This window comes from Paraburkholderia sartisoli (genome assembly GCF_900107685.1).
GTDB classification, from domain to species: domain Bacteria; phylum Pseudomonadota; class Gammaproteobacteria; order Burkholderiales; family Burkholderiaceae; genus Paraburkholderia; species Paraburkholderia sartisoli.
In genome coordinates, this window is record NZ_FNRQ01000009.1 from 63,386 (window position 1) to 89,352 (window position 25,967).

Sequence of the window (25,967 nt, forward strand, 5' to 3'; positions counted from 1 at the left end):
ATGACGTGCTAACTGCAAACAGGATTGGTGCCGTTTACGCTACTCAGGCTCTCTCTTGGCAAAGTCGTGGTGAATGGGGGCATGGTCAGTGTGAACGGCACAAAAGGCACCACCGTATTGACCGTGACGTTGGCAATGGCGACCGTGACCGCGGTGCATGAGGATGCGTCGCATCCCGAAGGGACATAAGTCACGGTGATGTTCGAAGGCTGAAGAACGGGCAACATCTGCTGCATGTCCTTGATCACGGGGTTGCTCGCCGACTGGCTGCTGTTGACGTCGCAAACCACGGCCACCCGGGCACCCAGCCTCGTTGCTTCTGCCGCCGTGTTCCAGTAAAACAGCACGCGCCCCATCTCCATGATGCCGATCAGCAACGTGAAGAAAATCGCTGATACCAGGGCGAATTCGAGTGCGGCGACGCCTCGCTGATGCCGGGCGCCGGGCAAACAACAGATATTGAGCTTGTTCATGTCTGCCTCATCACGCAGCTGATATCCCCGAAGATCACGCCGGCCAGGTTGAAAAAGCCGGTGATCTGCGAGTACGGGTATCCGGTGACTTTCACCTGCACGAGATTGATCGTGTCGCCAGATGGATCGGTTTGCACATTCTTGAACTGCCCGGTGCAGCCACTGGTATTGACCTGATCGCATACCACCACCATGCTGGTCGTCAATCCCGCGACCAGTGGGGATCCGGTACAGCCCGTGTTCCCGTAGACGACGAGACACTGGCCTCCCCCCGACGGATAGCCAGCCTGCACCGGACTGTAGGCGGACAGCATCCGCGCTGCGTCACGTACGGACTTGTCTATCGTGTTGTACTGGTGAAACGCATTCCCGAACTCGGCGATACCCAGCAGCAGAAGCGCCATTGGAATCGAGAGAAAAGCGAATTCGACCGCGACTGCGCCGCGCATGCGGCGAATACCAGGACGCTTCCTGTTCATGATCGCTTCTCCTATTGCACCAGCACCGGCACCTTCGGACCCCATGCAATCGCAGTGCTGCCGGGTATGCCCTGCGTGGCGCAGGGTGTACCTGCATCGGAGGCCGAACCCAGGTACTGGACGATCGTTGGATCGTTAGTCGCATTGGTCGTCATCGGATGCAGCAGCAGCACGCACGCCCATGAGGCGACCGTCACCGGGGTGGAAGCGCCGGTAACCGAACTGCAGTTGCTGACAACCGGGATGATGGCGAGCCGCCGGTCGGCACCCTGCTTATAGTTGCTGTTCGGCGGTGGACTGGCGTTTCCGTCAGTGGTGCTTATACCCGCCGCAGCGTCGCCCTGATAGGGCGTGAACTTCAGGCGCTGGGTGAGAAAATCCGTGAAGCTGCCTTGCTGGGTATTGCTTGCCAAAAGCCAGTTGTTCGTATAGGCGTAGCCGGTGAAATCAGACGGCCCGTCAGCGGGGGTCTTATATTGGCCTCCGGCATAGATTCCAAAGCGGGTGTTATAGGCGGCAGGCACCGAGTTACTCAGCCCAGGCTTCGTGTTCAGTGTCGTGGAAGTCGGCACCTGACAATATCCGGCGCCTGAAAAAAGGCCAGCCAGCCCGTTCGCTCCGCCACCCGTCAGATCGAGCCAGCCAAAATTGCCCTTGATCTTGTCGCAGGGCGCAGGGACAGTCGGTCCCGTCTTGCTGCACAGCCAGTCGTACTTGTTGATGGTGGCAGGGGCCGGCGGCTGACAAACGTACATTGGCAACGCACACGTTGTCTGCGCCTGCGTGGTCGACGCCACCGCGGTTGCGGAAACCGTTGACCTGCCGAGCGCGGCGCTGACGACCTGCATGAACCAGTTGCTGATGTTGGCGCGGTTGACCGTGCAGCGCACAAAACCGATGCCCGGCACATCTCCCGCACCAAACTGGTTTTGCGTCAAATACGGACCGCTAAACAATTTGCTGAATGTGACGTTGCTATTAGTCGCGAGTGCCACATTTTCGCTCTGCAGCAATACCCGATTCGCCGCACCGACCGTTATACCCGCCGCTTCGGCCGTAACCAGCGGCAGGGCCCCCGTGAGATCGCGTGCCGCTGCCAGCGCGCACGCGTCCGCAGCATTGGACAGTTCGCTTTTCGCGACATAAAGCTTGCCCAGATCGAGCGCAAGACCGGCAAAGCCGATCAGCACCACGAGCGTCAGTGCGACGATGATCGCGATGACGCCGCGCTCGCCCCGACGAGCTGCACCGCAAGCACCCGATTTGATTACGCGACGCATGACGATCTCCCGTCCAGGTTGTGCTTACTGACCGCCGGCTCCGCCGCCGCTCCCGCTTCCGACGCCAATGACAAATGCATTCGGCGAAGGGACGGGTTGTTGAAATGACTTGTCATAGGTGTCCATCGCCGAAGCGGCGGACTTGCCGTCCATGCCCTGTGCCGATTGCGCGTGCTCTGTCGCGTGCGGGTCGATGATCTGCGCCTGGGTGACGGCTTTGAGCGCCTGGCCAAAATGGGCGTCCCAGATCGGCGTGCTGGACATGCAGCCGCCAAGCGCCGCGCAGACCGGCACGATGAGCGCGGCCCAGCGTGCGAAAGCAAAGTATTCGTTTTTCATGAGATTCCCCTTGGGCGTCACATCAATGTTCAGCCGGCTGGCTTGAAACATCCGCTTTCGCGACTTCTTGCCATGCGCTACGTGAGGCGATCCGTTTCGCGGCGAGTTCGATGCGGGCGGCACGGGCCGCCTGTTCGCCCTCGGCCGTCGGCGCCGCCGCGGTGCTGGCTGCCGCTGTCAGCATGGGACGTGCTACCGCTGCTTGCGGGGCGGGCGGCGGCAACGCCGTTGTGGCTGGCACAGCGGGTGTTTGTGGCGCCGGCGCCGGCAAGGGCTGCGGTGCCGGCGTGCTAACCGCAGCAGGGGTTGGCACCGGCGAAGCGGCCGGTGCAGCACTCGCTTTCGGATGACGGCCTTCCATGTTGCCGGTCGCGTAGACGTCGGCTTCGTTCGGCTGTGAGAAGCTATCCGTAGGCAGCGGGAGATCCGCCGTTTGCAGCGGCTTGACGAGATGCGGCGTGATGATGAACACGAGTTCCGTCAGGTCCTGCTGGAACGACGTGCTGCGCGCAAGCGCACCGAGCACCGGCACTTCGCCAATGCCGGGAATGGCCTTCAGCGCGCCGGTCACATTGCTCTTCATCAGTCCGCCGATCGCAAACGACTCGCCGTCGCTCATCTGCACAACCGTGGATGCACGGCGCGTCGTGATGAGCGGCAGGATCGACACGCCGCTCACGTTGGACGCGCTCAGTGTGATGCCAGTCGGCGACAGCTCGGACACCTCGGGCGCGACCTTCAGGCTGATGCGGCCGTTGGAAAGCACGGTCGGCGTGAACTTCAGGCCGACACCGAATTCCTCTTCCTGGAGCGTGATGCTCGTCACGCCGGTGCCACTACTCTGCGGCACCGGAATGAAGATCTTGCCGCCGGCGAGGAAGGTGGCCTCCTGGCCGCTGATCGCGACGAGGTTCGGTTCGGCGAGGATCTTGACGAGGTCGTCTGTTTTCTGCGCATCGATGGCGAAGCTAAGCGGACGGTTGTTCGTCTTGCTGCCCGCAATGACGCTCGTTACGCCGGCCAGCAGATTGCTCACGAGCAGGCCGCTCCACGAGCCGAAGCCGCCCTGGATGTTGAGCGCCGAGCCCAGCTGGTTGATAAGTGTCTTCGACACCTCGGCGACCTTGACTTCGAGCATCACCTGTTGCGGCGCGTCGACCGTCATCATGTTGATCACGTCGGCCGGTTTGCTGGTGCTTGAACTCTGCTGGTTCACGTTGGCCGCACTGCCGAGGGTGCCCGATCCGCTCTGCGCCTGCTGGGTGGGTTGCGCGCTCGCGTAGGCCCTTGCGATCTCCAGTGCCTGCTGGGCAGCCGGCGAACTTGACACGTGCCCTCCGAGTACCAGGTTGCCCGCTGCGGTCGAGACCCGGATGCCGCGCTCGCCAGGCAGCAGTTGCCCGAGCGATTGCTGTACGCCATTAGCGTCAATGTTGACGATCACGTCGATCATCTGACATCCGCCGCTGCGTCCCTGAACGATCATGTTGGTCGTGCCGACCGCCATGCCGACGACGTAAAGCGTGCGCGGCGACACCAGTGTGGCCTGCGCGATCGTCGGATTGCCGAGCGTACGGTTACGTGCCGGTTCGGCGAGAGGCAGGAGTGCCGACTTGCCAACCGGCACGACGACGCTGGTTTCCTCGCGGATATCGCCGGTGCAGTTCGGGCCGCGCAGCGGCACTGAGGCGCCCGCTGCTCCACCGGCAGGCATCGGCGCCATGCCGACCATCATCGGTGTCGACGCGCGGCCCGCTGGCAACGGAGCGTTTGGCCGGGCCTTCGCGAGCGCTGGGCCCCCAGCCGCTTCCTGTGCTGCGCCGCTTTGTGCGACGACAAGCAATCCGGTACACAACGCCGAGGCGAGTACGACGCCGCCCAGCGAGCGGCTACGCACCGCGCCACCGGTTGAGAACCCCAGTTTCGTTTTCATTTTCCTGCCCCCGTTTCTCGACATCAGTAGATCGAGACTTCCGTTATTTGCCCTGGTGGCGCCCGTTGCAGTGGCCCGGCTTCGCGGATGCCGCCGGCTTCTGGCCTAAAAACATTCGACGCTGCCCAACACACCCGAGAGCACGCCCACGCAGTCGCGCTTCGCCGCTGGTCGTGCGGCGTAGTGCACGCGCGCCGGACGTGCGGGCAAAGCGGTTGGTTCCGGGACCGGTGCGGCTGGCGTGCCGAGCAGCGAGACCTTCGTCGCGCCACCCGTGGCCAGCGTTGCGACATCCACCTGGTTGCGCAGCACCAGTGACAGCGTGCCGACACTGCGCGCAAGGTCGAGTTTTTCCGCCTGGTCGGGCGTGACTTCGAGCGTGACTGCGTTGACCACTTTCGGTTTGGTTTCGTCACGGCCCACTTCCTGCGCGACGGCCAGCACCAGAATTTTTTCGAGCACGATCTTGGAGATGCTTTCGTCTCCGCCCGATTTTTTATCGCCGCCTTTTTCCTGCTGCGTGCTGACGATGATGTCGACATAGTTGCCAGGCAGGGCGAAACCCGCCACGCCGATCACGTCATTGACACGCACGGTGATCGCGCGCTTGCCGTCGGCGATCACCGCCGATAACCCTCCCTGTGTACCGACAGGCGCCAGCTTGCCATCCAGAATCGGTTCGCCGCGCAGCACACTGTTTTTCATCACGCGCCCGTCGAGTTTCTGCGTATCGCTAAACGCACCGGACGGTATGCTGCCCGCCGGCCAGTCGACCATCTTGATGAATTCGGGGTTGAGGCGCTGCCCCAAACTGATATCGATGGCTGCGACCGCGACTTTGGTGGTCATGCCCGACGACCGGTCCATCAGCCAGCGCGACGCCACCACTACCGCGCCGAGCCCCGCCACCGCTGCAACCACCAACATCACCAGCGCACGTATGTTCTTCATGATGAATCTCCCTGATGCCTGACCTGTTTTCTGACTAGACCCTTCGGCCGCTTAACCGGTCACTTAACCGGCCGCGAATTTTTTTGCCGTCCACTCCGCGCCTCCCTGTTGCTGGGGCGGCGGGTTGTCGTGTTCGCCGACCACCGCGAAGTAACTGTTCCAGGCGCGCAACAAGTTCGGCCCGTCCGCCACGGCCGGTTGCTCGAGGTAACGCGCATTGGCCAGCACGATGCGCAGCAGGTCACCCGGATAACACGCCAGCAGCGGCCGGCCGGACGACATATGCAGGTGATGCACGAGGTATTCGAAGGCGTCGTCGTCCGACGCCACGTCGAGTTCTTCGCAGCGCTGCTCGTACACGGCGCGATACTCGGCGACATCGAGGGGGCCGACATACAGCTTGCATCCGAGGCGCCGGAAAAACGCCTCGTCGCCGAGATCCGCCGGCGCAAAATTGCTTGAAAATGCAATCCAGACGTCGAACGGCAGAGAGAAGCGCGAGCCGGTGTGCAAGGTGAGCATGTCGTGCCCGCGATCGAACGGCACGATCCAGCGGTTGATCAACTCAGCCGGGGCCACGCGCTGGCGCCCGAGATCGTCGACCACGTACAGGCCGCCGTTGGCCTTGACATGCGGGGGCGCCTGGTAAAAACCGCTGGCCGCGTCATAGCGCAACTCGAGCATGTCCAGTGTCAGCTCGCCCCCGGACAGCACGGTGGGCCGCCGGCAAACCTGCCAGCGGGCGTCGGAAGGCGCGCTCAACGCGTCGCCGGGCACCACGGTGTCGTACGGTTCGTGAATCAGCGGATCGAAAATCTGGATGACTTCGTTTTCAACCACGATGGCATACGGCACGACCACACGACCGGGCAGCAGCCGCCCCAATCGTTCGGCTAACGAAGTTTTTCCACTGCCCGGCGGCCCGAAGAAGATCACGGGTTTGCCGCTGTTGACCGCACCACCGATCTCGTCGAGCAGCGCCGTCCTGATCGTCAAGCCGGAAAAGGCAGCGCGCACGCTGGCGCGAGTGGTCTGCATCTGTCGCACCGATTGCCGCCGCAGCATGGTTTCGTATGCCTCCAGCGACACCGGTGCCGGGCCGACGTAGCGGCAGTGGGCCATGAATTCGGCGGCGCGCTGACGCCCGCCATCGGTGAGCTGGAGATCGACATCGATATCGCTGGCGCCGCGCCGCACGATTTCCAGCACCCGTTCGCGCACCCCGAAGGCGACGACGCCATCGAGCACGCTGGCGCCCAGCTTGAGGCGTTCAATCAATTTGGATAACGATACTTTTCCCAGCAGAAAAGCAGTCTTGGCCACCAGTTCAAGCAGGAAATTTTGATCCAGACCGGTGTCGGCAATGGTGCGGGGAGCACGCGCCAACAGATTCGCTTCAGCGCCGCCCTCGTTAAAGCGAGCCCGGCCGGCTTCCTGCAGGCGGCTGATTTCCGCCGGCGCGCCCGGCGCCGTTTTCCATTTGTTTATCACGCTATTCCCCCGGTTATCCCGTGCCAGGCACGGGCTGCTACGCTTCTTGTTGTTTGCCTTTCTGCGAAGGCTCTTACGTCATGAGCGGATGCCTGCTCGCTTGACCGTCAGCGTGTGCCTGCTTGAAGAAACATCACGCCCAGCGTGCCAACGGCAATGGCCACGCCATAAGGCAACGACCCAACCGAAGCAAAGGCGGCTCCGTTGCCTTGTGTATTCGTGTTGTCGTGGCGATTGATGCCAGCCAGCAAAATCGCCAGGATATTCGTGCAGGTGGATTTCACGGCCCGCCTGAAAACAATCACCGCCAGTGCCCACGCGCCACCCATCGCGCAGGTCAGCAATGCAATCTCCAGCGCGATATCCGGTCCGACGAACGCGCCAACCGCAGCCATCAGTTTTACGTCACCCGCGCCCATGCCGCGCAGCAGATACAGGGGAAAAAACAGGCCGCCGCCGGTCAGCATGCCTAGCGCCCAACGACCCGATCCGCCACCGGCTCCATGCAGATGCCACTGCACCGCCAGCGCCAGCGCCAGCGCCGTCAGCACCAGCCAGTTAGGAATGCGCCGGGCATGTAAATCCCAGCCTGCGGCCACCGCCACCAGCCCGAACAGGCATACACCGACTGGAAATTCGAAAGCGTTCATGGACTTCCCCGTTTCCACTTCGCCATGGGTGAGGAGAGAGCGACCCTCGAAGAGGCAAGGGCCGCTCTTCGCTCAATCTATTGCCCCTGGGAGGGCAACCCAGCCCTGTGGTTATCAACCAGCAGCATTAGCGTTCGTGAGTTTGGTTCCAATCGTGGTAAAGGTATCGTTAAGCTGCGTGCCGATCACTCCAACTGCTGCGATGATCGCCACCGAAATCAACGCAGCCAGCAGGCCATATTCAATCGCCGTCACACCATCTTCTTCACGGGCGAAGTCACGGATCAGGTTGAGAGTGTTTTTCATTTGAAGCTCCTTGAGAAAGAAGTTTTTAGTACACCAAAACATGCCCGCTGCGGGACCGAGCAATTTTAAAAGGCTGCCGACTGCGCAACCGGAATTGGCCTGGCTCACCGGTTCGGTACAGGAGCACATCGTTTCGATATCGTGTGCTCCAGCCCTTCCCCCTCCCCAATGCCGTCACTGCGGAAACGTCGATAACCGTTGATGCCAGTGATCGCTGTTCCCCGCCATCGGCACTACCGTCCTTGAGGGTCGGTTATGTGCCGAAGCTTTCCGGCGCCGCGGAATTGTCACCCCCGTCAGCAGTTCCGCAGCGCCCGAAACCGCGGCGCCCTGTACTACCCAAGCCAGCGCGCCACCGTTGCGAGACAACTAGCCACAAGCGTGCCAGGCCACGAAGAGGCTTGATGACATTCAATAATTGGGACGAGCAAAAGACCGGGACGCACCGCCGCCACAAAGAATGTTTCACTTCTGATACCGTTCCGGCGCAATTGACCTGAATTTCCCAAAAACGCTTCACCGCTGCGTGAGAGAGATCGTCAATTGCAGGAACACGTGTTCCTGCACGGGGGCGCGACACGTCTGCGAACACATCATGTTCCCCTTGCTGGCTGGGTGATTGTTTGCAGGTAAAAAACAATCTAAACCCGCGCCAGCTCAGGTAAAAAGCCCCATTTCCCGGGGTGAAACAAGGCGTATCGCAAGTATCTTTTACTTGTACGCACGATTTGCGCCCGATGACAACGACGCATGGTTTGATCAGGAGAAGTACGGATATCGCGCTGTGGAGGCCCGGGAACGGGTCTTCCCACATCGTTGCGTCACAATTGGTTACACAACCGATACAGTTGTTACATTTCCCGGTCGCACGATTTTTCGCGATCCTGGGACTTAAGTTCATTTCACTCAAGCAGTTGGATTGTGGAGTCTCCGGTGAATGAAGCCATCGAGCCTCCCGTGTTTGACCGGACAGAGTGAGCGTGCTCCCCGGAAAACGAGTCCCTCACCGGGGAGCAATCTCATGCATGGAGAAAGCGCGATGGCGGGTCAGGTGAGGCGCGCGCAATACACGCTGGAAGCTGTGAGGCCGGTCAAGGCACGCCAGCAACGGCTGGCGCCTTGGGTGCGGTGGAACAGGCGGTAACCAGGTAAAGGCCGGCCGGGAAGGCATGTTGGCGGGAGCAGGCGCGAAGCCTGTGAGCCTGGAACAGATGGAATTGGCGCGGCTTCCGAGCCAGGTCACGCCACGTCGAACCTGTCTCCCGGTGAAATGATTCGTCGCGCCGTGCGTGCGAAAAAGCTGTCGCAAAGTTGAGATCGTCTACGAGGTTCGAACGAAGCGTGCATTCGATCGTGAAACGCGAACGTTCACGGTTCAGGTTGTACTGCGCGGTCGTTAGAAGTCCACTGAACCATCCCGATGCACCTTCGCACGCGGAGCCAGGAGGCGCATGCAGGCTTGCTCTGCGTCACGTTCCCTGATTCGGACGATACGGCGCGGCGCGACCTGCGCCCTGTGTAGCAGGGTTGCGACGCAGCCCGAAGGGAAGCGCACGTGTCGCTCGTGACAATCAGAGCTACCCATGACGTTATGATTCCTGTCTTCCATGAAGGCAGGAACCCGAATCAGTTAGTGACGGTAAAAAACCACATCCCCGGCGACCCAATTGCACCCCAAAAAGCTTGAGTCGGATTTATTTCTATGGCAATTCAAGATCGTTTGATCTATGTTCACAGTCATGCGCCAAACATAGAGCGCATTCAAAATGCAGAAAACAGCAGGTCAGCGTATGACGGGGGTATCGAGATGACATTTAACCATCCGCACAGGCGCACGTATCGCTGCGCCGTCCAGTTCCAGTGCGCCCGGTTCCCGGGCCAGTTTGTCTGAACAAAACACTCGTGCGCCGCATCAAGACGGCCGCGCGAACACGTCGATCAAAACTGTGAAATCGGAATCCGCCGACTGCAGACCAGCAGTCTGAAAGGGGTTTCGATGCGACCCGCGCGCAAAACCGGCAGTCACTAACCGGTGCGCGTGAGTCCAGGACCGGGGGCATCATGGATACGATCTGTACGTCAGACGTCGCATCGCGCGTTGCGCTGTGCGTTTTACCTTCAGGCGACGAGCGCATCGTCCGCTTCCTTGAAGAAGCGGGATGGCAGGTTGCGCACACAACATCTATTGCCGAAGCCGAACATTTGCTCGATTGCTGCGGGATCTCGGTCGGCCTCGTGGAAATACCGAAGGACTGCGCGCCCCGGCATCTGCGCGCGCTCGAATCATGTATGGAGCGCACCCATACGACCTGGATCGCGGCGGTCTGGCCGGGCCAGACCGATGACGAATCGCTGCGCCGCTTCATCCTCGACTACTGTTTCGACTTCGTCACGATGCCGTGTGTCGACGAGCGCCTGACTTTCGCGCTCGGCCATGCTCACGGGCTGTCGTCGCTGCGCTCGCGCGTCGCCACGCCGCAGCAACTGACGCTCGGGCAGCACGAAATGATCGGTCAATGCGATGCGATGCTCCAGCTCTATCGAGGCATAGACAAATGCGCGCACAACGATGCACCCGTTTTCATCGCGGGTGCGTCGGGCACCGGCAAGGAACTGACCGCACGCGCCATCCATGAACGCTCGACGCGCGCGAACAGCGGATACGTCGCGATCAATTGCGCGGCCGTGCCGCCCACCCTTCTCCAGTCCGAACTGTTCGGCTACGAACGCGGCGCGTTTACCGGAGCCGCGCAACGCAAGACCGGCCGCATCGAGGCGGCCCATGGCGGCACGCTCTTTCTGGACGAAATCGGCGACATGCCGATCGAATGTCAGGCCGTGCTGCTGCGTTTTCTGCAGGAAGGCACGATCGAGCGCCTTGGCGGTACGGGATCGATCAAGGTCGACGTGCGCGTGATTTCCGCCACCCACGTGAATCTCGAAGCGGCTGTGGAAGCCGGCCGGTTCCGCGCCGACCTGTATCACCGTTTATGTGTGCTGAAACTCAGCGAGCCGCCGCTTTGCGAGCGCGGCGAGGACCTCAAGCTGCTCGCCAACTACGCGCTCAACATGTTTCGCCGCGACAACTCGCGCAAGCTGCGCGGCTTTACCTCAGACGCGATCACGGCGATCTGCAGCTATACGTGGCCCGGCAACGTACGCGAACTGTTCAACTGCGTGCGGCGTGCCGTGGTGATGGCGGAAGGTCGTTTCATCACGGCGGCGGATCTGGGCCTGCCGGTCGATCCGGAAAACGCGCGGCGCACCTTGTCGGAGATTCGCGCGGAAGCCGAGCGCGCAGCGGTCCAGCAGGCGCTGCGCAGACACGGCTATAACCTGTCCGGTGCAGCCGAAGAACTGGGCATTTCGCGCGCCACGCTGTACCGCTTGATGAACGCGGTCGGCCTGCGACCGGAACCCGGGCAGATGCGCATGCTCCGCGTGTCGAGCACAACAGACAAGGCGCCAGCGAACGGCGATCGCACCCAGGTCGCCACCGCCGCGGAGGCTTGAGCGCGCGTCTGCCCTTAACCGTTGCTCGCTAGATGACGGGCTGCGCGCTGTTCATTTCGGCGCGCAGCCTTTTAGCCGCTTCCCGCACTGCCGCTGCGACGCCGGGATCGAAGGTCCAGTGCCCGGCCGCATCGACGATCAGGAGGTTCGCGCGCGGCCATGCGTCGGCCAGCGCTTTCGCCTGATCGGCGGGACACACCATGTCGAAACGGCCATGCACGATCTGACACGGCAGGTGCGCAAAACGCGGCACGGCGGGTAGCAATGCGGGCGGCGGCAGTTCGTCGGCCATGTAGTGGCGCTCGAGCAGCGCCATCGCGATCGCCGCGCGCGAGGATTCCTCCTCCGTGCGCGCGTCGCTCTCTTCGGCCTGAGTGTCGTGATTCACGCGCGACAACGTCGCCTCATAATCACGCCACGCGCGCGCAAGTGTGGTACTGGCCGCGTCGAAACGTGAAAGCGGTACGCCGCTGAATTCAAGCACCTCGCGTGCGCAGGCAGGCCTTCGGCCGGCTGCCTGTTCGATCGCATCGAGGAATCTCGCATGCACATCCGGATACACACGGCGGACGTCCCACAGGAACCAGTCGGTATCTTCGCTGCGCGCGAGATAGATGCCGCGCAGCAAAAACCCGAGGCAGCGCGATGGATGCGCCGCCGCGTACGCCAGCGCAAGCGTCGTGCCCCACGATCCGCCGAATACGGCCCATTGCCCGATGCCAAGGTGCTCGCGCAACGCTTCGATATCGCCGACGAGATCCGCAAGACCATTGTTGCGCAGCTCGCCAAACGGCGTCGACTTCCCACACCCGCGCTGGTCGAAAAGAACGATGCGCCACTGCTGTGCGTCGAGCAGGTCGGCCCATTGCGGATTCATCGCACCGCCGGGTCCGCCGTGCAGGATCACGATGGCGGGTGCCTGCGCGTTACCCTGGCTTCGCCAGTAGATCGTGTGTCCATTGCCGACGTCGAGCATGCCGTCTTCAAAGCGTTCTTCCGTTTCCATTTTTGACGCGGTTCCCTTGTGAATAGCGTTTAACGATTGGAGATTAGTTCATTTCGCGCGCAACCGCTTCGCGGTCGCCCCGGACAGTTATAGCGCGGGACGGTGTGCTATATATGAGCGTCAACGGGTGGCCACGCCGATCGTACTGCACGACGCATCGTCACAAGACAAACAGAAATTTCAGGTTCTGGAGCATTCATGGCTGGCGCAGGTCTCTTTCTTACTGCCGCGGGCGTCGGGCTCGCCGTCGCGGCGCCCGTCGGTCCGATGGGCATGTTGTGCATCCGTCGCACGCTGACCGAGGGGCCGCGCGCCGGTCTCGCGATCGGTTTCGGCATTGCCAGCGGTGACGCACTCTATGGCCTCGTCGCCGCGCTGGGCATGGTCAGCATCTCGCAGTTCATGCTCGCCTATGACCGGCCACTGCATCTGATCGCGGGGCTCTTTCTGCTCTACATCGGCGTACGCACGCTCATGCAGAAACCGGTTGTCGAAACAACCATCTCCGGTGCGGCGCTCTCCGACGGCGCCGCGCGCGCCTACGCAAGCTCGCTGCTCCTCACCCTGACGAACCCGCAGACCATCATCATGTTCGCCGCCCTCTTCGCGACGCTTGCGCCGCGTGGACCGTTTTCGACGGGCGTCGCGCTGACGACCGTGTCCGGCGTATTCTGCGGATCGGTTGCGTGGTGGTGTTTTCTGGTCGCGGCGGTTTCGGGCGCACGCCACGCGCTCGGTAGCCGGACGCGCCATCTGATCGATCGCATGGCCGGACTCGCGCTTGCCGCGTTCGGCGTGGCCGAAATCCGTCGCGCGGTATGAGCCGCGCTTCTGAACGAATACCGCTCGATTACGGATCGGCCACGGTCACCCGATCGCGCCTGACATTAGGGTAATTGCGGATCAGGCCGTTGCGCATGAAGCGCCCGCATCCCGGGCAAAGCGGAATGCGGATGGGCGTAACGCGCCATCCTGAGGGCTTGCGCAATCGCTACGGCGTCGCGCGCAGCTGCGCTATAGGCGTCAGAAATTCACCGAAACCCGTCAACATGATCTGCACGCCGATGCACAGCAGTAAAAAGGAAGAAATACGCATCGCGACCTTTGTTCCATCGCTGCCCAGATAGCGGGCAAACAATGTGGCGCGGCTATACGTCAGGTAGATCGCGATGCCGACCAACGCCGTGATCGCAAGCGATGCAATCGCGGACAAAACAAAATCAGTGAGCTTGTGCGTGCGGTTCGCCGACAGCGCGATTGCCGTGGCAAGCGAACCCGGCCCGGTGGTGAGCGGCATCGTCAGCGGAAAGAACGCCTTCGACATGGCATTGTCGCCGTCCACATTGCGCGCCGCCGAAGCAGCGGGACGCACGTCCGGCGCATTGAGCATCTGCCAGCCGCTGACGGCCACCGCCAGCCCGCCGCCAATGCGCAAGGCCTGGATCGAGATGCCGAAGAAATGAAGCACCGGCGTGCCCAGAAAAAACGCAACGAGAAGCACGATGCAGGCATTGATAGCCACTCTCTTGGCCAGCACCGCTCGCTCTTCGTTGCTGAGCGATTCCGTGCGGTCCAGAAACACAAACGCGACGCCGATCGGATTGATGATGCTGATCAATCCGGTAAAGCCAAACAGGATGTCCGAGATCAGGCTCTCTACCATGGGTGTGCTTCGCATCGTAGGGCTCACCCAACGTCCGCATCGGCACCGTTGGGCAGCGTGTTGTTATATGACCGGCGCGATTGAAATCGCGGCATATTCGCGTGCCGGTCCGGCGGCGTCATGTTGCCTCTGCAACCGATGATACTGGAGCGCAAGCCGCAATGGCCGGCTTGCTGCATGCAGGTTATTCCGCTCCACCCTATTATTACAATTTCCATTCAGTTTTTTTGAAGGTCTTTACGGCGAGGACAGACCAGGCATACAGTCCATTCGACAACACGCCTGAAAACAGAATCCATTGAACGTATCCACCGCGTTGAGGAGCTGTCTTATGCTGTTTCGCCTGCTGGCCGCCCTGCCGTTCATCGGCATCCTGCTTGGAATTCCCTTCGTCAACCGTGTCGAACCGCTCGTGCTGGGCATGCCGTTCGTGCTTGCGTGGATCGTGTTCTGGGTTGTGGGAGGGGCCGTGATCATGGGGATTATCTATCGCCTCGATCCCGTCAACCGTCAGGTCGCCGACGACACCGCGGAGGTGCAGCCATGAGCAGCGCGCTGATCCTGATCGCCGCCGTCACGCTGTTCGCGCTGTATCTGGGCGTGCGCGCGCGACGCGGGCACGACATGAACCTCGAACAGTGGACCGTCGGCGGCCGCAGCTTCGGCACCGCGTTCGTGTTCCTGCTGATGGCTGGCGAAATCTACACGACGTTCACGTTTCTTGGCGGCAGCGGCTTCGCTTACGGTAAAGGCGCGCCGGTCTATTACATCCTCGCGTACGGCACGCTCGCGTACATCCTGTCGTACTGGCTGTTGCCGCCCATCTGGCGCTATGCCAAGGCGCAACGCCTCGTTTCGCAATCGCACTTCTTCGCCCGCAAATACGACAGCCCCGCGCTCGGCGTGCTGGTGGCGCTGGTGGGTGTCGCCGCGCTGATTCCATATCTGGTGCTCCAGCTCAAGGGACTGGGCATCATCGTCGCAACCGCATCGTACGGCGTGATTTCCTCGACCGCGGCGATCTGGATCGGTGCCGTGGTCGTGACCGCTTACGTGATGGTGTCGGGCGTTCGCGGCTCGGCATGGAACTCGGTCGTGAAAGATGTGCTGATTCTCGCGATCGTGCTGTTCCTCGGTATCTATCTGCCGATCCACTATTACGGCGGACTGAGCAACATGTTCCACGCCATCGATGCCGCGCGCCCGGGTTTCCTGACGTTCCCGGCGAAGGGGTCCAGCGTGACGTGGTTCCAGTCGACGGTCCTGCTGACGGCGCTCGGCTTCTTTATGTGGCCGCACACGTTCGGCTCGATCTATACCGCGCGCGATGAACGGATTTTCCGGCGCAACGCGATGGTTTTACCGCTCTATCAGCTGATCCTGCTGTTCGTGTTCTTCGTCGGCTTTGCTGCCGTGCTGAAGGTGCCGGGCCTTAAGGGCGGCGATATCGACCTGTCGCTGTTCCGGCTGTCGATCCAGACGTTCGACCCGTGGTTTGTCGGCGTGATCGGCGCAGCGGGCATCCTGACCGCGCTCGTGCCGGGTTCGATGATTCTCACGAGCGCATCGACGCTGCTTGCCAACGACGTCTATCGCGGTGGACTGCAACGCAACGCGTCCGACGCGGCCGTCGGCAAGCTGGCGCGCCTGCTCGTGCCGGTGGTCGCGCTCGTCGCGGTCGGCTTCACGCTGCACGGCGGAGACACGATTGTCGCGCTGCTCCTGATGGGCTACAACTTCGTCACGCAACTGTTCCCGGCGCTGCTGTGCAGTCTTGCAAAGCGCAATCGCGTGACGAAACAGGGTGCGTTCTGCGGGATTCTCGCGGGCGTCCTCGTGGTTGCACTCACAACGACCCTGCACGTGAGCGTTGCACAGTTGTTCCCGTTCCTGCCCGACACGCTGAAAGACGTGAACATCGGCTTTCTGGCACTTGCCGTGAACGTGATCGTGCTTGCGATCGTGAGCGTGGTGACGAAACCGCATGCCGCAACTGAGCCGTCGCACGCACGGCTGCATTAACGCGCCTGACCGGCTGACCGCGGCTTCCTGTTCCCGCAAGGGAAGCCGTGGCCGGGCTTAAAGGTCGCGCTTGAAGGATCGATCGCTCCGCCCTGTGGCGTAAAGCGACGAATCGCTGAACGCCGCCGCATCGAGCACGCGTCCGACAAGAATCAGCGCGGTCCGCTCGATCTGCGTACCCTGTACTTTCCCGCAAATATCGTCGAGCGTTCCGACCACGCGCTCCTCATCGGGCCAGCTCGCCCGATAAACGACCGCGACCGGACAATCCTGGCCATAGTGCGGCACCAGTTCGTCGACGATGCCTGCGAGATGCAGCACGCCAAGATGAATCGCCATTGTCGCGCGGTGGCGCGCGAGATCGCCGAGCGCCTCGCCTTCAGGCATGCTGGTCTTGCGTGCGTAGCGCGTCAGGATCAATGTCTGCGACACGTCGGGCAACGTGAGTTCGACGCCAAGCGTCGCCGCGCACGCGGCGGTCGCCGTCACACCGGGCACGATTTCAAAGGGAATGTTCAACGCGCGCAACCGGCGGATCTGTTCGCCGATCGCGCCAAAGAGCGAAGGATCGCCCGAGTGTACGCGGGCCACGTCCTGCCCCCTGGCGTGCGCGTCCGCGAGCAACGCGACGATTTCGTCAAGGTTCAGGTCCGCGGTATTCACGACGCATTCAGCCACGTTGCCCGCAAGCACCGCCTCCGGAACCAGCGACCCCGCGTAAAGAATCACCGGGCAGCGATGCACGAGCTTTAGCCCTTTCACGGTGATCAGTTCAGGATCGCCTGGCCCCGCGCCAATAAAAAATACGGTCATCTACGACTCCATCGTTCCATTTTCACGAAAGACGCCAAGACGTCTTTCGCTAAAGCATTTCTTTTAGCGCGGCAAGCAGCTGCGCGGGCGAATCGAATTCGCGGTCGACATTCGCAAGCGCCGCGCGGCGCATCATCACGACCGGCAAGCCAAGTTCGCGCGCCACGTCGAGTTTCGCCTCTGTCGCGTTGCCGCCACTGTTCTTGCTGACCACGACATCGATCCGATGCTCGTCAAACAATGCGCGCTCGCCTTCGACGCCAAACGGCCCGCGCGCGTCCAGCACACGCGTACGTTCGGTGCCGGGTTGCGCGTCGAGGCATCGCACGATCCAGAACTGATGCGCCGGAATCTCGTGCAGATGCGCAAGCGGTTCGCGCCCAAGCGTGAGCAGTGGCCGCGAGAACGGCGCCAACGCGAGAACGACGCCTGCCCAGTCGTCGACCATGCGCCAGTCGTCGCCGGCCTGCGGCTGCCACGGAGCGCGGCGCACAGCCCAGCACGGCACGCCTTGCACACGGGCCGCCGCTGCCGCGTTCGCGCTGATCCGCGCCGCGTAAGGGTGCGTTGCATCGACAAGCAGCCCAATTCCCTCGTCACGTAGATAGCACGCAAGCCCCTCGGCACCGCCGAAGCCGCCCACGCGCACCGTACAGGCAAGGTCCGCCGGCACCTTGCCGAGTCCGGCGAGACTATAGACGTCGTGCGGGCCCAGTTGCCGTGCGACCTGCATCGCGTCGCCGGTGCCGCCCAGCAGCAGGACGCGCGTCATTGCGCGACGCCCACGATATTCCCCTGCCGGTCGATTGCGAACATCTCGACTTTCACTTCCGCCGGCACGATACCGCGCGCGACGCTCAAGGCGTGGGCGCAGACAATATCGCCAAGTGGCACGCCGCGATCGCGTGCGATCGCCAGTGCCTGCTGGCTGGTATTCGACGCGCGAACCGCCTGGACCAGATCCGCATCGGCGCCTTGCTCCGCGGCCCAGCCCGCGAGCTGTTCGAGGTCGATGCTCGAATGGCTGCTGTGCAGATCGAGGTGGCCCGACGCGAGCTTGCTCAGCTTGCCGAATCCGCCGCACACGCTTAAACGCTCAACCGGTGCGCGCCGCAAATGCTTGAACACGGCGCCCACGAAATCACCCATTTCGATCAGCGCGATATCCGGCAATGCGTAGTGCGCGCGCATCGCGTCCTCACTCGCGTTACCTGTGCAGGCGGCGATATGTCGATAGCCGTTGGCGCGGGCAACGTCGATGCCCTGATGAATCGACGCGATATACGCGGAACACGAAAACGGCCGGACGATACCCGTCGTCCCGAGGATCGACAATCCGCCAACAATGCCAAGCCGCGGGTTCATCGTCTTTAACGCCAGCGCCTCGCCGCCTTCGACGCCAATCGTGACGTCGAAGCCCCCCGCGTAGCCGTGTTCCGCGGCGAGATCGGTGAGATGCTGCGTCATCATCTGGCGCGGTACGGGGTTGATCGCCGGCTCGCCAACCGCGAGCGTCAGCCCCGCGCGCGTGACGGTGCCCACGCCGGGGCCCGCGAAGAAACGCACGCCTAGTTGTGCGCGCAACCTCACGCGTGCGAGCACGACTGCGCCATGTGTCACGTCGGGATCATCGCCGGCGTCCTTGATCGTGCCGGCTTCCGCGCCGCCGTCGTCCGTCAGGCGGCAAAACACAAGCGGCATCGGCACATGCTGCCCCTTCGGCAACACGATTTCGGCGACGTCGCCCGCCACGCCCGCGAGCAGCAGACGCGCCGCAGCAAGCGAAGTCGCCGTGGCGCAACTGCCGGTCGTGTAGCCGCTGCGCAGCGGCGCGGGCTGTTCGGGGGTTTCGTCGCGCATTATGGTTTGCGGCTTTCGAGTAGCGTGATGGGCAGCGCCTGGCGCCAGGTGTCGAAGCCGCCAAGCGGCTGTGCCTGCGCGACGCTAATGCGTGTCAGCGTGCCGCCATGCCGTTCGCGCCATGTGACAAGCGTCGCTTCGCTCTGCACGGTGACGGCGTTCGCAACGAGCCTGCCGCCGCTGCGCAGGCGCGCCCAGCAGCTGTCGAGCACGCCCGGCGCCGTGACACCGCCGCCGATGAAAATGGCGTCGGGCACGGCGAGCCCCTCAAGCGCATCCGGCGCCTTGCCCGCCACGATCTGCAGACCCGGCACGCCGAGCGCATCGCGGTTGTGCTCGACGAAACGTTGCCGTTCAGGATGCGCCTCGATGGCGATCGCGCGGCAGGATGGATGTGCGCGCATCCATTCGATGCCTACCGATCCGCAACCGGCGCCCACGTCCCAGAGCAGTTCACCAGGCTCAGGCGCGAGACGCGCAAGCGTGATGGCGCGCACGTCGCGCTTCGTCAACTGGCCGTCGTGCCGCCAGGCTTCGTCGGGCAGGCCTGGCGTAAGTGGCAGCGTGCACGCGGCTTCCCCCGCGCGACATTCGATCGCGACCAGGTTGAGCGCGGCGACTTCGTCGTGATTCCACGCGTCGGCGCGCGCGTCGATCCGGCGTTCCGACGCGCCGCCAAGATGCTCAAGCACGATCATCCGGCTCGGACCCAAGCCGCGTGCGTTTAGCAGCGCGGCAATCGCGCCGGGCGTGCGGCCATCGCCGCACAGCACGAAGAGTCGCGTGTCGCGATGCAGATACGCGTTGAGCGCGGCGAGCGGCCTTCCGACGAGCGAGACCGTCGCAACATCCTGCAAGGGCCAACCGAGCCGCGCTGCGGCGAGCGAAAGCGATGAAGGCGCGGGCAGCACACGCATTTCATCAATGGATAGCTGGCGGGCGAGCGTTGCGCCGACGCCGAACAGCATCGGATCGCCACTCGCGAGCACGCAGACCGATGCATCAGTGCCGCGATGCGCGAGCACCTGCGCCACGTCGAACGGGCGCGGCCATGGTTCGCGACGCGCGCGCAGGCGCGGCGGCAGCATCACAAGATGACGCTCGCTGCCATAGACCACCGATGCGTCCAGCAGCGCACGCCGCGCCGATCTTCCGAGGCCTGCAAAACCATCGTCGCCCATTCCCACCACGGTCAGCCATGCCGGCATGCACCTGTCCTCATTCCTGTGTTCTGTCGACCAGCGTTAGCGTGTCGGCTCGAGCTGGTGCTTATTCCAGCCCCATAGCGCGTTACCCAGGTTCCACGCAAAGAGGGTTGCTGTCGGGATCGCGGCGTGCCAGACCCGGCCGCAGCGTACTTGCGCTATCCGAAAAAAGGCATAATACAGCCTCGCCGGTGCCCTTCGGGGCCGAAGAGGGAACACAGATCAACTGTGGCTGCCCCCGCAACTGTATGCAGCGAGTCCGCGCCTCACCTGTGCCACTGGTTCGACCGGGAAGGCCGGCGCGGACGATGACCTGCAAGCCAGGAAACCTGCCGGCGAGACTTGTTCGTGCCAGCCAACGTCGGGCGGGGTGTACCGATGCCGCAGCAGTTCCTCCATGACGAGGTGCTCGGGCCGTCGCGCGGCGCACAATCCGGTGACCTCTTGAACCACGTTACGTCTACCTTTGTTCCCACTGCATCACCGCGCCCTTCGGCGTGCCCGGGGCTGTGGCGCATCGTGCAGGCGCGCGACGGCGGCCTGTGCAGAATCAGGCTGCCGTGCGGTGAACTGCGCGCGGATCAGGCGCTCGCGATCGCGGATGCTGCAAAGCGGCACACGTCCGGCGTAATCGAGGTGACGAACCGCGCGAACCTGCAACTGCGCGGCGTGCGTACCGGTGAAGAAAACGCGCTAACGGGCCGGCTGCTGGATGCAGGGTTAGGACCCCAGGCGCCACGCGACGATCACGAAACGAACCCGATCGCGCGCGACGATATTCGCAACCTGATGGTGAGCCCACTTGCGGGTCGCGATCCGCACGCGCTTTTCGACGTCACGACGCTTGCCTCGCAGATACTTTCGCTTCTGCAAAACGATCCACGATTCACGGCGCTTTCGCCCAAATTCGCGTTGATGCTCGACGGCGGCGAGCGTCTTGCCATGCTCAATCATCCACACGATATCTGGCTTGCTGCAGTGCGGGATCGCGAGGACGTGCGGTTTGCCTTTGGGCTTGCAGGGTGTCCACCTGTTTTGCCTACGTCCCGGCATGTGACGTCCGGCACTGTCTTACCTCATCAAGTCCCCACGCTTATCGCAGCGTTGCTGCATACGTTCCTGGATCTCGCCGCACCTGACCACTCGCGGATGCGCGATGTGCTCGCCGCGCACGGCATCACGGCCTTCATGCAGCGGGTGCAAACGCGAGTCGATTTCACTCTTATGCGTGATTTTCGCGTTGTCGCATGGCGCCGCTTGCCGGCCGATGCGTCACTCAGACTCGGATTGCATCTGCAAAACAGTGCGAATCTTTCTTACGTGGGTGGTCAGCCGGCACTCGGTCGTCTCGACTTTAAAACGCTGGAAGCGCTTGCCCAGCTTGCCATTGACGCTGGCAACGCGACGCTTCGCATGACGCCATGGCAAGGCGTCATCGTGCCAGACGTTCCAAACGATAAGGCACAGCAAGCGTTAAAACGACTTGAGTCAATTGGACTCGTCACTGATATCGCGAATCCGCTTGCACATGTGATCGCCTGCACCGGCTCGCAAGGCTGCGTGAAGGGCATGGCCGACACCAAGGCCGACGCACTCCTTCTCGCAGCCCGCCTGGCCGCAGGTGTCGACGTTCATTTCAGTGGTTGCCAGCGCTCCTGCGCAGCGGCGCATTGCGCGCCATGGACGCTGCTTGCCGTCGCACCCGCCCGCTACGACCTTTTTCGACGCGACGGCACGCCTGGTTTTGGCGCACCTGTCGCGAGCAATCTGACGATCGATCAGGCCGCCGATACGCTCGAACGCCTGACCCGGAGTTCATTCGATGCTTGATTACATTCGCGATGGTCGGGAAATCTATCGCAGGTCTTTCGCGACGATCCGCGCCGAAGCCGACCTGCGCCACATTCCCGCCGACCTCGAAAAGCTGGCCGTTCGCGTGATTCACGCGTGCGGCATGGTCGACGTCGTCGACGACCTGCAGTTTTCCGTCGGCGCGGGCGCCGCCGGACGCGCAGCGCTGCTGCGCGGCGCGCCGGTGCTCTGCGACGCGCGCATGGTCGCCGAAGGCATCACGCGCGCGCGTCTGCCCGCGGACAATCCGGTCATCTGCACATTAGGCGATCCGGGCGTGGCGCCAATGGCGCTCACGCTGCACAACACGCGCTCAGCCGCCGCACTCGAACTGTGGCGGCCGCATATCGAAGGCAGCGTCGTCGTGATCGGCAACGCGCCCACGGCCCTCTTCTATCTGCTCGAAATGCTCGACGCCGGTGCGCCAAAACCCGCGTTGATCCTCGGCTTTCCGGTGGGTTTCGTCGGCGCGATGGAATCGAAGGCGATGCTCGCGCAGGACAGTCGCGGCGTGCCGTTCGTGATCGTCGCGGGACGGCGCGGCGGCAGCGCGATGGCCGCGGCAGCCGTAAACGCCCTCGCTTCGGAGGAAGAATAAATGACGGTGCGTGGACGTCTTTTTGGACTCGGCGTCGGACCTGGCGACCCGGAACTGATCACACTGAAAGCGGTGCGTCTGCTAAAGGCCGCGCCCGTCGTCGCGTACTTCGTCGCCAAAGGCAAAAAGGGCAACGCGTTCGGGATCATCGAAATGCATCTGGACGAAGCGCAGGAACGCCTGCCGCTTGTCTACCCCGTGACGACCGAAACGCTCGCGCCACCGCTTTCGTATGAAACCGTGATTGCCGACTTCTACGACACCGCCGCCGAAATCATCGCGGGCCATCTCGATGCGGGCCGCGACGTCGCCGTGATCTGCGAGGGCGATCCGTTTTTCTACGGCTCCTACATGTACCTGCATGACCGGCTGGCGCCGCGCTTCGAAGCGCAAGTGGTGCCCGGCGTGTGCTCGATGCTGGGCGGCGCGGCGATACTCGGCGCGCCGCTCGTCTATCGCAACCAGACGCTTTCCGTGCTGTCGGGTGTGCTGCCGGAAGACGAACTGAAACGACGGCTCGCCGACGCGGACGCCGCGGTCGTGATGAAACTCGGCCGCAATTTCGACAAGGTGCGGCGCGTGCTGTGCGAACTCGGCCTCGAAAAACGCGCGCTTTACGTCGAGCGCGCGACGATGACAAACCAGCGGATCGTGCCGCTCGCTGAAGTCGATCCGATGGCGTCGCCCTATTTCTCGCTGCTCGTCGTGCCGGGTGAAAAATGGCGCGGATGAATTCAACCGCGCCCGCCATCGTGATTCTCGGCGCCGGCGCACTTGAGACGGCGCGACGCATCCAGGCGCGCTATCCGGGCGCGCAGGTTCACGGGCTTGCAGGACGTGTCGAGGCGGACGTCGCCTATGGCGAACTCGGCGCCCATCTGCGCGAGTTGTACATGCGCGGCACACCGCTCGTCGTGTTGTGCGCTGCTGGCATCGTGATTCGCTGCATCGCGCCGCTGCTTTCCGACAAAGGCGCGGAGCCGCCGGTGCTGGCAGTGGCCGAAGACGGCAGCGCGGTCGTGCCGTTGCTCGGCGGACTCGCGGGCGTGAACCGGATGGCCCGCGAAATCGCCGATGCACTGAGCGTCGCGCCCGCCATCACGACGAGCGGCGAGTTGCGTTTCGGCACGTGCGTGCTGAATCCGCCCGACGGGTACGCGCTTTCGAGTCTCACGCAAGGCAAGCGCTTCGTGTCCGACCTGCTCGCAGGCGAAAGCACGCGCATCGAAGGCGAAGCGCCCTGGCTCGACGATGCGCAGTTGCCGCGCTCATCCGGCGCACGGCTCGCCATACGCGTCACGCCACAAGCATGGAACGGCAGCGCGGACGAGTTGCTGATTCATCCACGCAGCGTCGTCGCCGCGATCGGTGGTCTTGACGAGAACATCGCAGAACACGTGCAGCATGCGTTGAGCGCAAACGGTATCGCCTCGCTCGCGCTGGCTGTACTGCTCGCGCCCATCGGGCGTGCAGGCGAAGTCACGTTGACGGCAGTCGCCGCAACGCTTGGCGTCGCGCTCCGATTTGTCGCCACGCCCGCTACCGAAAGCAAACCACACACGCTCCTTGCTGCTGCGATGCGTGTGCCGCACGAGATCCTTGCCGGCGATTTGCCGGTTGCGCTGGCGCTCGCGCACGCCCCGGTCGATCCGTCTTCCGTCGGACAGGCACGCGGGCGACTGAGCGTTATCGGCCTCGGCCCTGGCGATGCGCGCCTGATGGTACCCGCCGCACGCGACGCGCTCGACGCGGCCACCGATGTGCTCGGCTACGAAACCTACGTGACGATGGCGGGCCCGTTCCGCGCGGACCAGCGCGTACACGGCACCGACAACCGCGAAGAAATGCAGCGCGCGCGTCACGCATTCGAACTGGCCGCTCAGGGGCGTTCGGTCGTGATGGTGTCGTCCGGCGACCCCGGCGTGTTTGCCATGGCCGCCGCCGTGCTGGAGGCGCTTCACGAATCGGGCAACGCACGCTGGGCCAGCGTCGAACTCGAGATTCTGCCGGGTGTATCGGCGGCAATGGCGACGGCGGCGCAGGCCGGGGCGCCGCTCGGTCATGATTTCTGCATGTTGTCGCTTTCCGATAATCTCAAGCCGTGGGATGTCATTGAAAATCGCCTCAGACACGCCGCTGCGGCCGATCTCGTGATGGCTTTCTATAATCCGGTTTCGCGCGCGCGCCCCTGGCAACTCGACAGGGCGCTCGATATCGTTCGCGAATTCCGTTCGCCTGAGACAACGGTGGTGCTGGGGAGAAACGTCGGCAGACCCGGCGGCCAGGTGCGCCATATATCGCTTGGAGAACTTCGCAGTGAAATGGTCGACATGCGGACGATGGTGATTATCGGGTCGTCGCTCACACGCGCGTTTTCGGTGAATGGCGGGGAAGAATGGGTTTATACGCCGAGGTGGTATCGCCAGGTTTAACGGTTGCGTCCAGCGCTATAAATCGCTGGATAACGGATTTGCCAGTTGGGTGATTGCCCGTGATAATAGATTTTCCTGAGCCTCCGATTAAAGTTTTACTTTCCCAGGCCGTATACGACCGTTAATAACCGGAAATGGGGTAGTCGGTAAATGTCGTCAAACGAACTGGCAGAAGAAGAGTCGATCGTCGCATCCGGACTGGCGCTCAAGCCCGATGACATTCCTTTAGCCACACCGCTGTCGTGGCCCATCGTCGATGAGGATGGCGCCCTGCTGCGCGAGCACGGCGCATCGATCGCCAGCGAGGAAGAACGCAGTTTTCTCTTCGCGCATTTCAAGCCTCGCCGCAAGGAGACGACGGTTGCGGGCGCAACGGCCGCGCAGCCTGAAAGCGAAGTTCCGCCGCCTTCGTCGCTTTCCGAAATGCACTTGCCGATCGGCGCGCTGCTCGGCGTGCGTTCGCTGATCGGCATGGGCCGCCCGATGCATCCCGCCCGCGTGATCGGCTTTTCGCCGAGCCAGGTGCTGTTCATCACGCCGCCTGTCGCGAACGGCAAGGCCACGCCGGTCGAGATCAACGAAAACCTCGACATCGTCGCGATAGCGAGCCAGGCGGTATACCGCTTTACGTGTACCGTCGAAGCGCTCGGCAACAATCCCTTTCATTACATCGTGCTGTCGAAACCCGGCGCGATCCGCCGGCTGCGCGAACGACGTTCGATCCGCGTGCGCGCGCATCTGGCCGTTCGCTATGGCACCGAGGCGAATGAAGCCTGGGACGGCATAGGCCTCGCGGACGGCGTCAGCTCGCTAGGCCTTTCCCTCTCGACGACGAGCGCGCTGGGGCGCATAGGCGAGCGCCTGCGCCTGTCGTTCTGGGTCACGTCGTGCGAAGTCGAAACGTTGATCGAAACGCGCGCGGTAATCCGCAACCTGCAAGCCGACGAGAAGCGCCCGGGGCTCACCGCGCACGGCATCGAGTTCGACGTGCTGGAACCGACGATGCAGACCGCGCTGAAAGCGTTTGTGTTCGACCGTCAGGACGATGTGTACATCTGGAACAGCCTGACGCGCGCGTAAGCCGAACCGGGTCGCGTCCCGC

General features: G+C 62.9%; 24 protein-coding genes, 1 pseudogene and 1 riboswitch. Of the genes and pseudogenes, 10 read left to right on the top strand and 15 right to left on the bottom strand.

Features of this window, described 5'->3' with window-relative positions; translation table 11 throughout:
• Positions 1-8: 8 nt before the first annotated feature.
• The 9 genes from BLV45_RS23065 to BLV45_RS23105 all read right to left on the bottom strand — a co-directional run bounded on the left by BLV45_RS23065 (position 9) and on the right by BLV45_RS23105 (position 7,902).
• Positions 9-473 (bottom strand): TadE/TadG family type IV pilus assembly protein, encoded by a 465-nt coding sequence (locus tag BLV45_RS23065; protein ID WP_090536942.1) that lies wholly within the window; start codon positions 471-473, stop codon positions 9-11.
• Entirely contained in the window at positions 470-952 is a 483-nt protein-coding gene (locus tag BLV45_RS23070) for a TadE/TadG family type IV pilus assembly protein (RefSeq protein WP_090536944.1), read from the bottom strand. Before BLV45_RS23070 ends, BLV45_RS23065 begins: the two co-directional genes overlap by 4 nt.
• A gap of 11 nt (positions 953-963) precedes the next feature.
• A complete protein-coding gene (locus BLV45_RS23075; RefSeq protein ID WP_090536946.1) occupies positions 964-2,232 on the bottom strand; it encodes a pilus assembly protein TadG-related protein in 1,269 nt (422 codons plus the stop codon).
• Positions 2,233-2,256: 24 nt separating this feature from the next.
• Entirely contained in the window at positions 2,257-2,571 is a 315-nt protein-coding gene (locus BLV45_RS23080; RefSeq protein ID WP_090537154.1) for a hypothetical protein, read from the bottom strand.
• A 22-nt stretch (positions 2,572-2,593) separates the two neighbouring features.
• Positions 2,594-4,504 carry a type II and III secretion system protein family protein gene (locus BLV45_RS23085; RefSeq protein ID WP_090536947.1) on the bottom strand — a complete coding sequence of 637 codons (1,911 nt, stop codon included), beginning with the start codon at positions 4,502-4,504 and terminating at the stop codon, positions 2,594-2,596.
• Positions 4,505-4,609: 105 nt separating this feature from the next.
• Complete coding sequence (gene cpaB / locus BLV45_RS23090; protein WP_090536948.1) at positions 4,610-5,455, bottom strand: Flp pilus assembly protein CpaB; 846 nt, start codon at positions 5,453-5,455, stop codon at positions 4,610-4,612.
• A gap of 63 nt (positions 5,456-5,518) precedes the next feature.
• A complete protein-coding gene (locus BLV45_RS23095; protein WP_090536950.1) occupies positions 5,519-6,946 on the bottom strand; it encodes an ATP-binding protein in 1,428 nt (475 codons plus the stop codon).
• A 107-nt stretch (positions 6,947-7,053) separates the two neighbouring features.
• Positions 7,054-7,596 carry an A24 family peptidase gene (locus BLV45_RS23100; protein WP_090536952.1) on the bottom strand — a complete coding sequence of 181 codons (543 nt, stop codon included), beginning with the start codon at positions 7,594-7,596 and terminating at the stop codon, positions 7,054-7,056.
• 114 nt (positions 7,597-7,710) lie between these two features.
• On the bottom strand, positions 7,711-7,902 hold the full coding sequence (locus BLV45_RS23105; protein WP_090536954.1) for a Flp family type IVb pilin: 192 nt from the start codon (positions 7,900-7,902) through the stop codon (positions 7,711-7,713).
• 1,039 nt (positions 7,903-8,941) lie between these two features.
• On the opposite strand from BLV45_RS23105, the pseudogene BLV45_RS27995 reads away from it, so the two are divergent.
• Both BLV45_RS27995 and BLV45_RS23110 read left to right on the top strand, forming a co-directional pair.
• Positions 8,942-9,140 (top strand): annotated as a pseudogene (locus tag BLV45_RS27995) (IS3 family transposase); the annotation flags it as partial.
• A gap of 823 nt (positions 9,141-9,963) precedes the next feature.
• Positions 9,964-11,415, top strand: a complete 1,452-nt coding sequence (locus BLV45_RS23110; protein ID WP_090536956.1) for a sigma-54-dependent transcriptional regulator — start codon at positions 9,964-9,966, stop codon at positions 11,413-11,415.
• Between the two features lie 28 nt (positions 11,416-11,443).
• On the opposite strand, the gene pip is transcribed toward BLV45_RS23110, so the two are convergent.
• On the bottom strand, positions 11,444-12,421 hold the full coding sequence (gene pip, locus BLV45_RS23115; RefSeq protein ID WP_090536958.1) for a prolyl aminopeptidase: 978 nt from the start codon (positions 12,419-12,421) through the stop codon (positions 11,444-11,446).
• A 198-nt stretch (positions 12,422-12,619) separates the two neighbouring features.
• Here pip and BLV45_RS23120 point away from each other — a divergent pair, with 198 nt between their 5' ends.
• Entirely contained in the window at positions 12,620-13,243 is a 624-nt protein-coding gene (locus BLV45_RS23120) for a LysE family translocator (protein WP_090536960.1), read from the top strand.
• A 169-nt stretch (positions 13,244-13,412) separates the two neighbouring features.
• Here BLV45_RS23120 and BLV45_RS23125 read toward each other — a convergent pair whose 3' ends face one another.
• A complete protein-coding gene (locus BLV45_RS23125; protein WP_090536962.1) occupies positions 13,413-14,084 on the bottom strand; it encodes a MarC family protein in 672 nt (223 codons plus the stop codon).
• Between the two features lie 331 nt (positions 14,085-14,415).
• Between BLV45_RS23125 and BLV45_RS23130 the strand changes: the two genes are divergently transcribed.
• Positions 14,416-14,631, top strand: coding sequence for a DUF3311 domain-containing protein (locus BLV45_RS23130; RefSeq protein WP_090536964.1), 216 nt, complete (start codon positions 14,416-14,418; stop codon positions 14,629-14,631).
• A complete protein-coding gene (locus BLV45_RS23135) occupies positions 14,628-16,106 on the top strand; it encodes a sodium:solute symporter family protein (RefSeq protein ID WP_090536967.1) in 1,479 nt (492 codons plus the stop codon). Before BLV45_RS23130 ends, BLV45_RS23135 begins: the two co-directional genes overlap by 4 nt.
• A gap of 57 nt (positions 16,107-16,163) precedes the next feature.
• On the opposite strand, the gene cobM is transcribed toward BLV45_RS23135, so the two are convergent.
• From cobM to cbiE, 4 genes are read right to left on the bottom strand one after another with little or no spacing between them, the layout of a single operon-like run.
• On the bottom strand, positions 16,164-16,919 hold the full coding sequence (gene cobM, locus BLV45_RS23140; RefSeq protein WP_090536970.1) for a precorrin-4 C(11)-methyltransferase: 756 nt from the start codon (positions 16,917-16,919) through the stop codon (positions 16,164-16,166).
• A 49-nt stretch (positions 16,920-16,968) separates the two neighbouring features.
• Positions 16,969-17,691, bottom strand: a complete 723-nt coding sequence (locus tag BLV45_RS23145) for a cobalt-precorrin-6A reductase (RefSeq protein ID WP_090536972.1) — start codon at positions 17,689-17,691, stop codon at positions 16,969-16,971.
• Positions 17,688-18,779 (bottom strand): cobalt-precorrin-5B (C(1))-methyltransferase, encoded by a 1,092-nt coding sequence (locus tag BLV45_RS23150; protein WP_090536974.1) that lies wholly within the window; start codon positions 18,777-18,779, stop codon positions 17,688-17,690. The genes BLV45_RS23145 and BLV45_RS23150 overlap by 4 nt, the downstream gene beginning before the upstream one ends.
• Entirely contained in the window at positions 18,779-19,987 is a 1,209-nt protein-coding gene (cbiE, locus tag BLV45_RS23155; protein WP_090536976.1) for a precorrin-6y C5,15-methyltransferase (decarboxylating) subunit CbiE, read from the bottom strand. Before cbiE ends, BLV45_RS23150 begins: the two co-directional genes overlap by 1 nt.
• A gap of 169 nt (positions 19,988-20,156) precedes the next feature.
• A riboswitch (cobalamin riboswitch) is annotated at positions 20,157-20,335 on the top strand.
• Positions 20,336-20,428: 93 nt separating this feature from the next.
• Between cbiE and cobG the strand changes: the two genes are divergently transcribed.
• From cobG to BLV45_RS23180, 5 genes are all read left to right on the top strand, one after another.
• Entirely contained in the window at positions 20,429-21,814 is a 1,386-nt protein-coding gene (cobG, locus tag BLV45_RS23160) for a precorrin-3B synthase (RefSeq protein ID WP_281246327.1), read from the top strand.
• Positions 21,807-22,433 carry a precorrin-8X methylmutase gene (locus tag BLV45_RS23165; protein ID WP_090536977.1) on the top strand — a complete coding sequence of 209 codons (627 nt, stop codon included), beginning with the start codon at positions 21,807-21,809 and terminating at the stop codon, positions 22,431-22,433. Before cobG ends, BLV45_RS23165 begins: the two co-directional genes overlap by 8 nt.
• On the top strand, positions 22,434-23,165 hold the full coding sequence (locus BLV45_RS23170) for a precorrin-2 C(20)-methyltransferase (RefSeq protein WP_090536979.1): 732 nt from the start codon (positions 22,434-22,436) through the stop codon (positions 23,163-23,165).
• The gene (gene cobJ, locus BLV45_RS23175; protein ID WP_090536981.1) at positions 23,153-24,865 is read left to right on the top strand and encodes a precorrin-3B C(17)-methyltransferase; all 1,713 of its coding nucleotides are present in this window, start codon (positions 23,153-23,155) and stop codon (positions 24,863-24,865) included. Before BLV45_RS23170 ends, cobJ begins: the two co-directional genes overlap by 13 nt.
• Positions 24,866-25,015: 150 nt before the next feature.
• Positions 25,016-25,945, top strand: coding sequence for a flagellar brake domain-containing protein (locus tag BLV45_RS23180; protein WP_090536983.1), 930 nt, complete (start codon positions 25,016-25,018; stop codon positions 25,943-25,945).
• Positions 25,946-25,967: the final 22 nt, after the last annotated feature.

What these genes read in the sequence shown, in the direction of transcription:
- BLV45_RS23145 (WP_090536972.1), bottom strand. Translation starts at nt 17,691, where the DNA reads ATGACGCGCGTCCTGCTGCTGGGCGGCACCGGCGACGCGATGCAGGTC.
- BLV45_RS23165 (WP_090536977.1), top strand. Translation starts at nt 21,807, where the DNA reads ATGCTTGATTACATTCGCGATGGTCGGGAAATCTATCGCAGGTCTTTC.
- cobJ (WP_090536981.1), top strand. Translation starts at nt 23,153, where the DNA reads ATGGCGCGGATGAATTCAACCGCGCCCGCCATCGTGATTCTCGGCGCC.
- cbiE (WP_090536976.1), bottom strand. Translation starts at nt 19,987, where the DNA reads ATGCCGGCATGGCTGACCGTGGTGGGAATGGGCGACGATGGTTTTGCA.
- BLV45_RS23100 (WP_090536952.1), bottom strand. Translation starts at nt 7,596, where the DNA reads ATGAACGCTTTCGAATTTCCAGTCGGTGTATGCCTGTTCGGGCTGGTG.
- BLV45_RS23065 (WP_090536942.1), bottom strand. Translation starts at nt 473, where the DNA reads ATGAACAAGCTCAATATCTGTTGTTTGCCCGGCGCCCGGCATCAGCGA.
- pip (WP_090536958.1), bottom strand. Translation starts at nt 12,421, where the DNA reads ATGGAAACGGAAGAACGCTTTGAAGACGGCATGCTCGACGTCGGCAAT.
- BLV45_RS23180 (WP_090536983.1), top strand. Translation starts at nt 25,016, where the DNA reads ATGTCGTCAAACGAACTGGCAGAAGAAGAGTCGATCGTCGCATCCGGA.
- BLV45_RS23170 (WP_090536979.1), top strand. Translation starts at nt 22,434, where the DNA reads ATGACGGTGCGTGGACGTCTTTTTGGACTCGGCGTCGGACCTGGCGAC.
- BLV45_RS23130 (WP_090536964.1), top strand. Translation starts at nt 14,416, where the DNA reads ATGCTGTTTCGCCTGCTGGCCGCCCTGCCGTTCATCGGCATCCTGCTT.
- BLV45_RS23135 (WP_090536967.1), top strand. Translation starts at nt 14,628, where the DNA reads ATGAGCAGCGCGCTGATCCTGATCGCCGCCGTCACGCTGTTCGCGCTG.
- cobM (WP_090536970.1), bottom strand. Translation starts at nt 16,919, where the DNA reads ATGACCGTATTTTTTATTGGCGCGGGGCCAGGCGATCCTGAACTGATC.
- BLV45_RS23085 (WP_090536947.1), bottom strand. Translation starts at nt 4,504, where the DNA reads ATGAAAACGAAACTGGGGTTCTCAACCGGTGGCGCGGTGCGTAGCCGC.
- BLV45_RS23070 (WP_090536944.1), bottom strand. Translation starts at nt 952, where the DNA reads ATGAACAGGAAGCGTCCTGGTATTCGCCGCATGCGCGGCGCAGTCGCG.
- cpaB (WP_090536948.1), bottom strand. Translation starts at nt 5,455, where the DNA reads ATGAAGAACATACGTGCGCTGGTGATGTTGGTGGTTGCAGCGGTGGCG.
- BLV45_RS23075 (WP_090536946.1), bottom strand. Translation starts at nt 2,232, where the DNA reads ATGCGTCGCGTAATCAAATCGGGTGCTTGCGGTGCAGCTCGTCGGGGC.
- BLV45_RS23120 (WP_090536960.1), top strand. Translation starts at nt 12,620, where the DNA reads ATGGCTGGCGCAGGTCTCTTTCTTACTGCCGCGGGCGTCGGGCTCGCC.
- BLV45_RS23105 (WP_090536954.1), bottom strand. Translation starts at nt 7,902, where the DNA reads ATGAAAAACACTCTCAACCTGATCCGTGACTTCGCCCGTGAAGAAGAT.
- BLV45_RS23110 (WP_090536956.1), top strand. Translation starts at nt 9,964, where the DNA reads ATGGATACGATCTGTACGTCAGACGTCGCATCGCGCGTTGCGCTGTGC.
- BLV45_RS23125 (WP_090536962.1), bottom strand. Translation starts at nt 14,084, where the DNA reads ATGGTAGAGAGCCTGATCTCGGACATCCTGTTTGGCTTTACCGGATTG.
- BLV45_RS23150 (WP_090536974.1), bottom strand. Translation starts at nt 18,779, where the DNA reads ATGCGCGACGAAACCCCCGAACAGCCCGCGCCGCTGCGCAGCGGCTAC.
- BLV45_RS23080 (WP_090537154.1), bottom strand. Translation starts at nt 2,571, where the DNA reads ATGAAAAACGAATACTTTGCTTTCGCACGCTGGGCCGCGCTCATCGTG.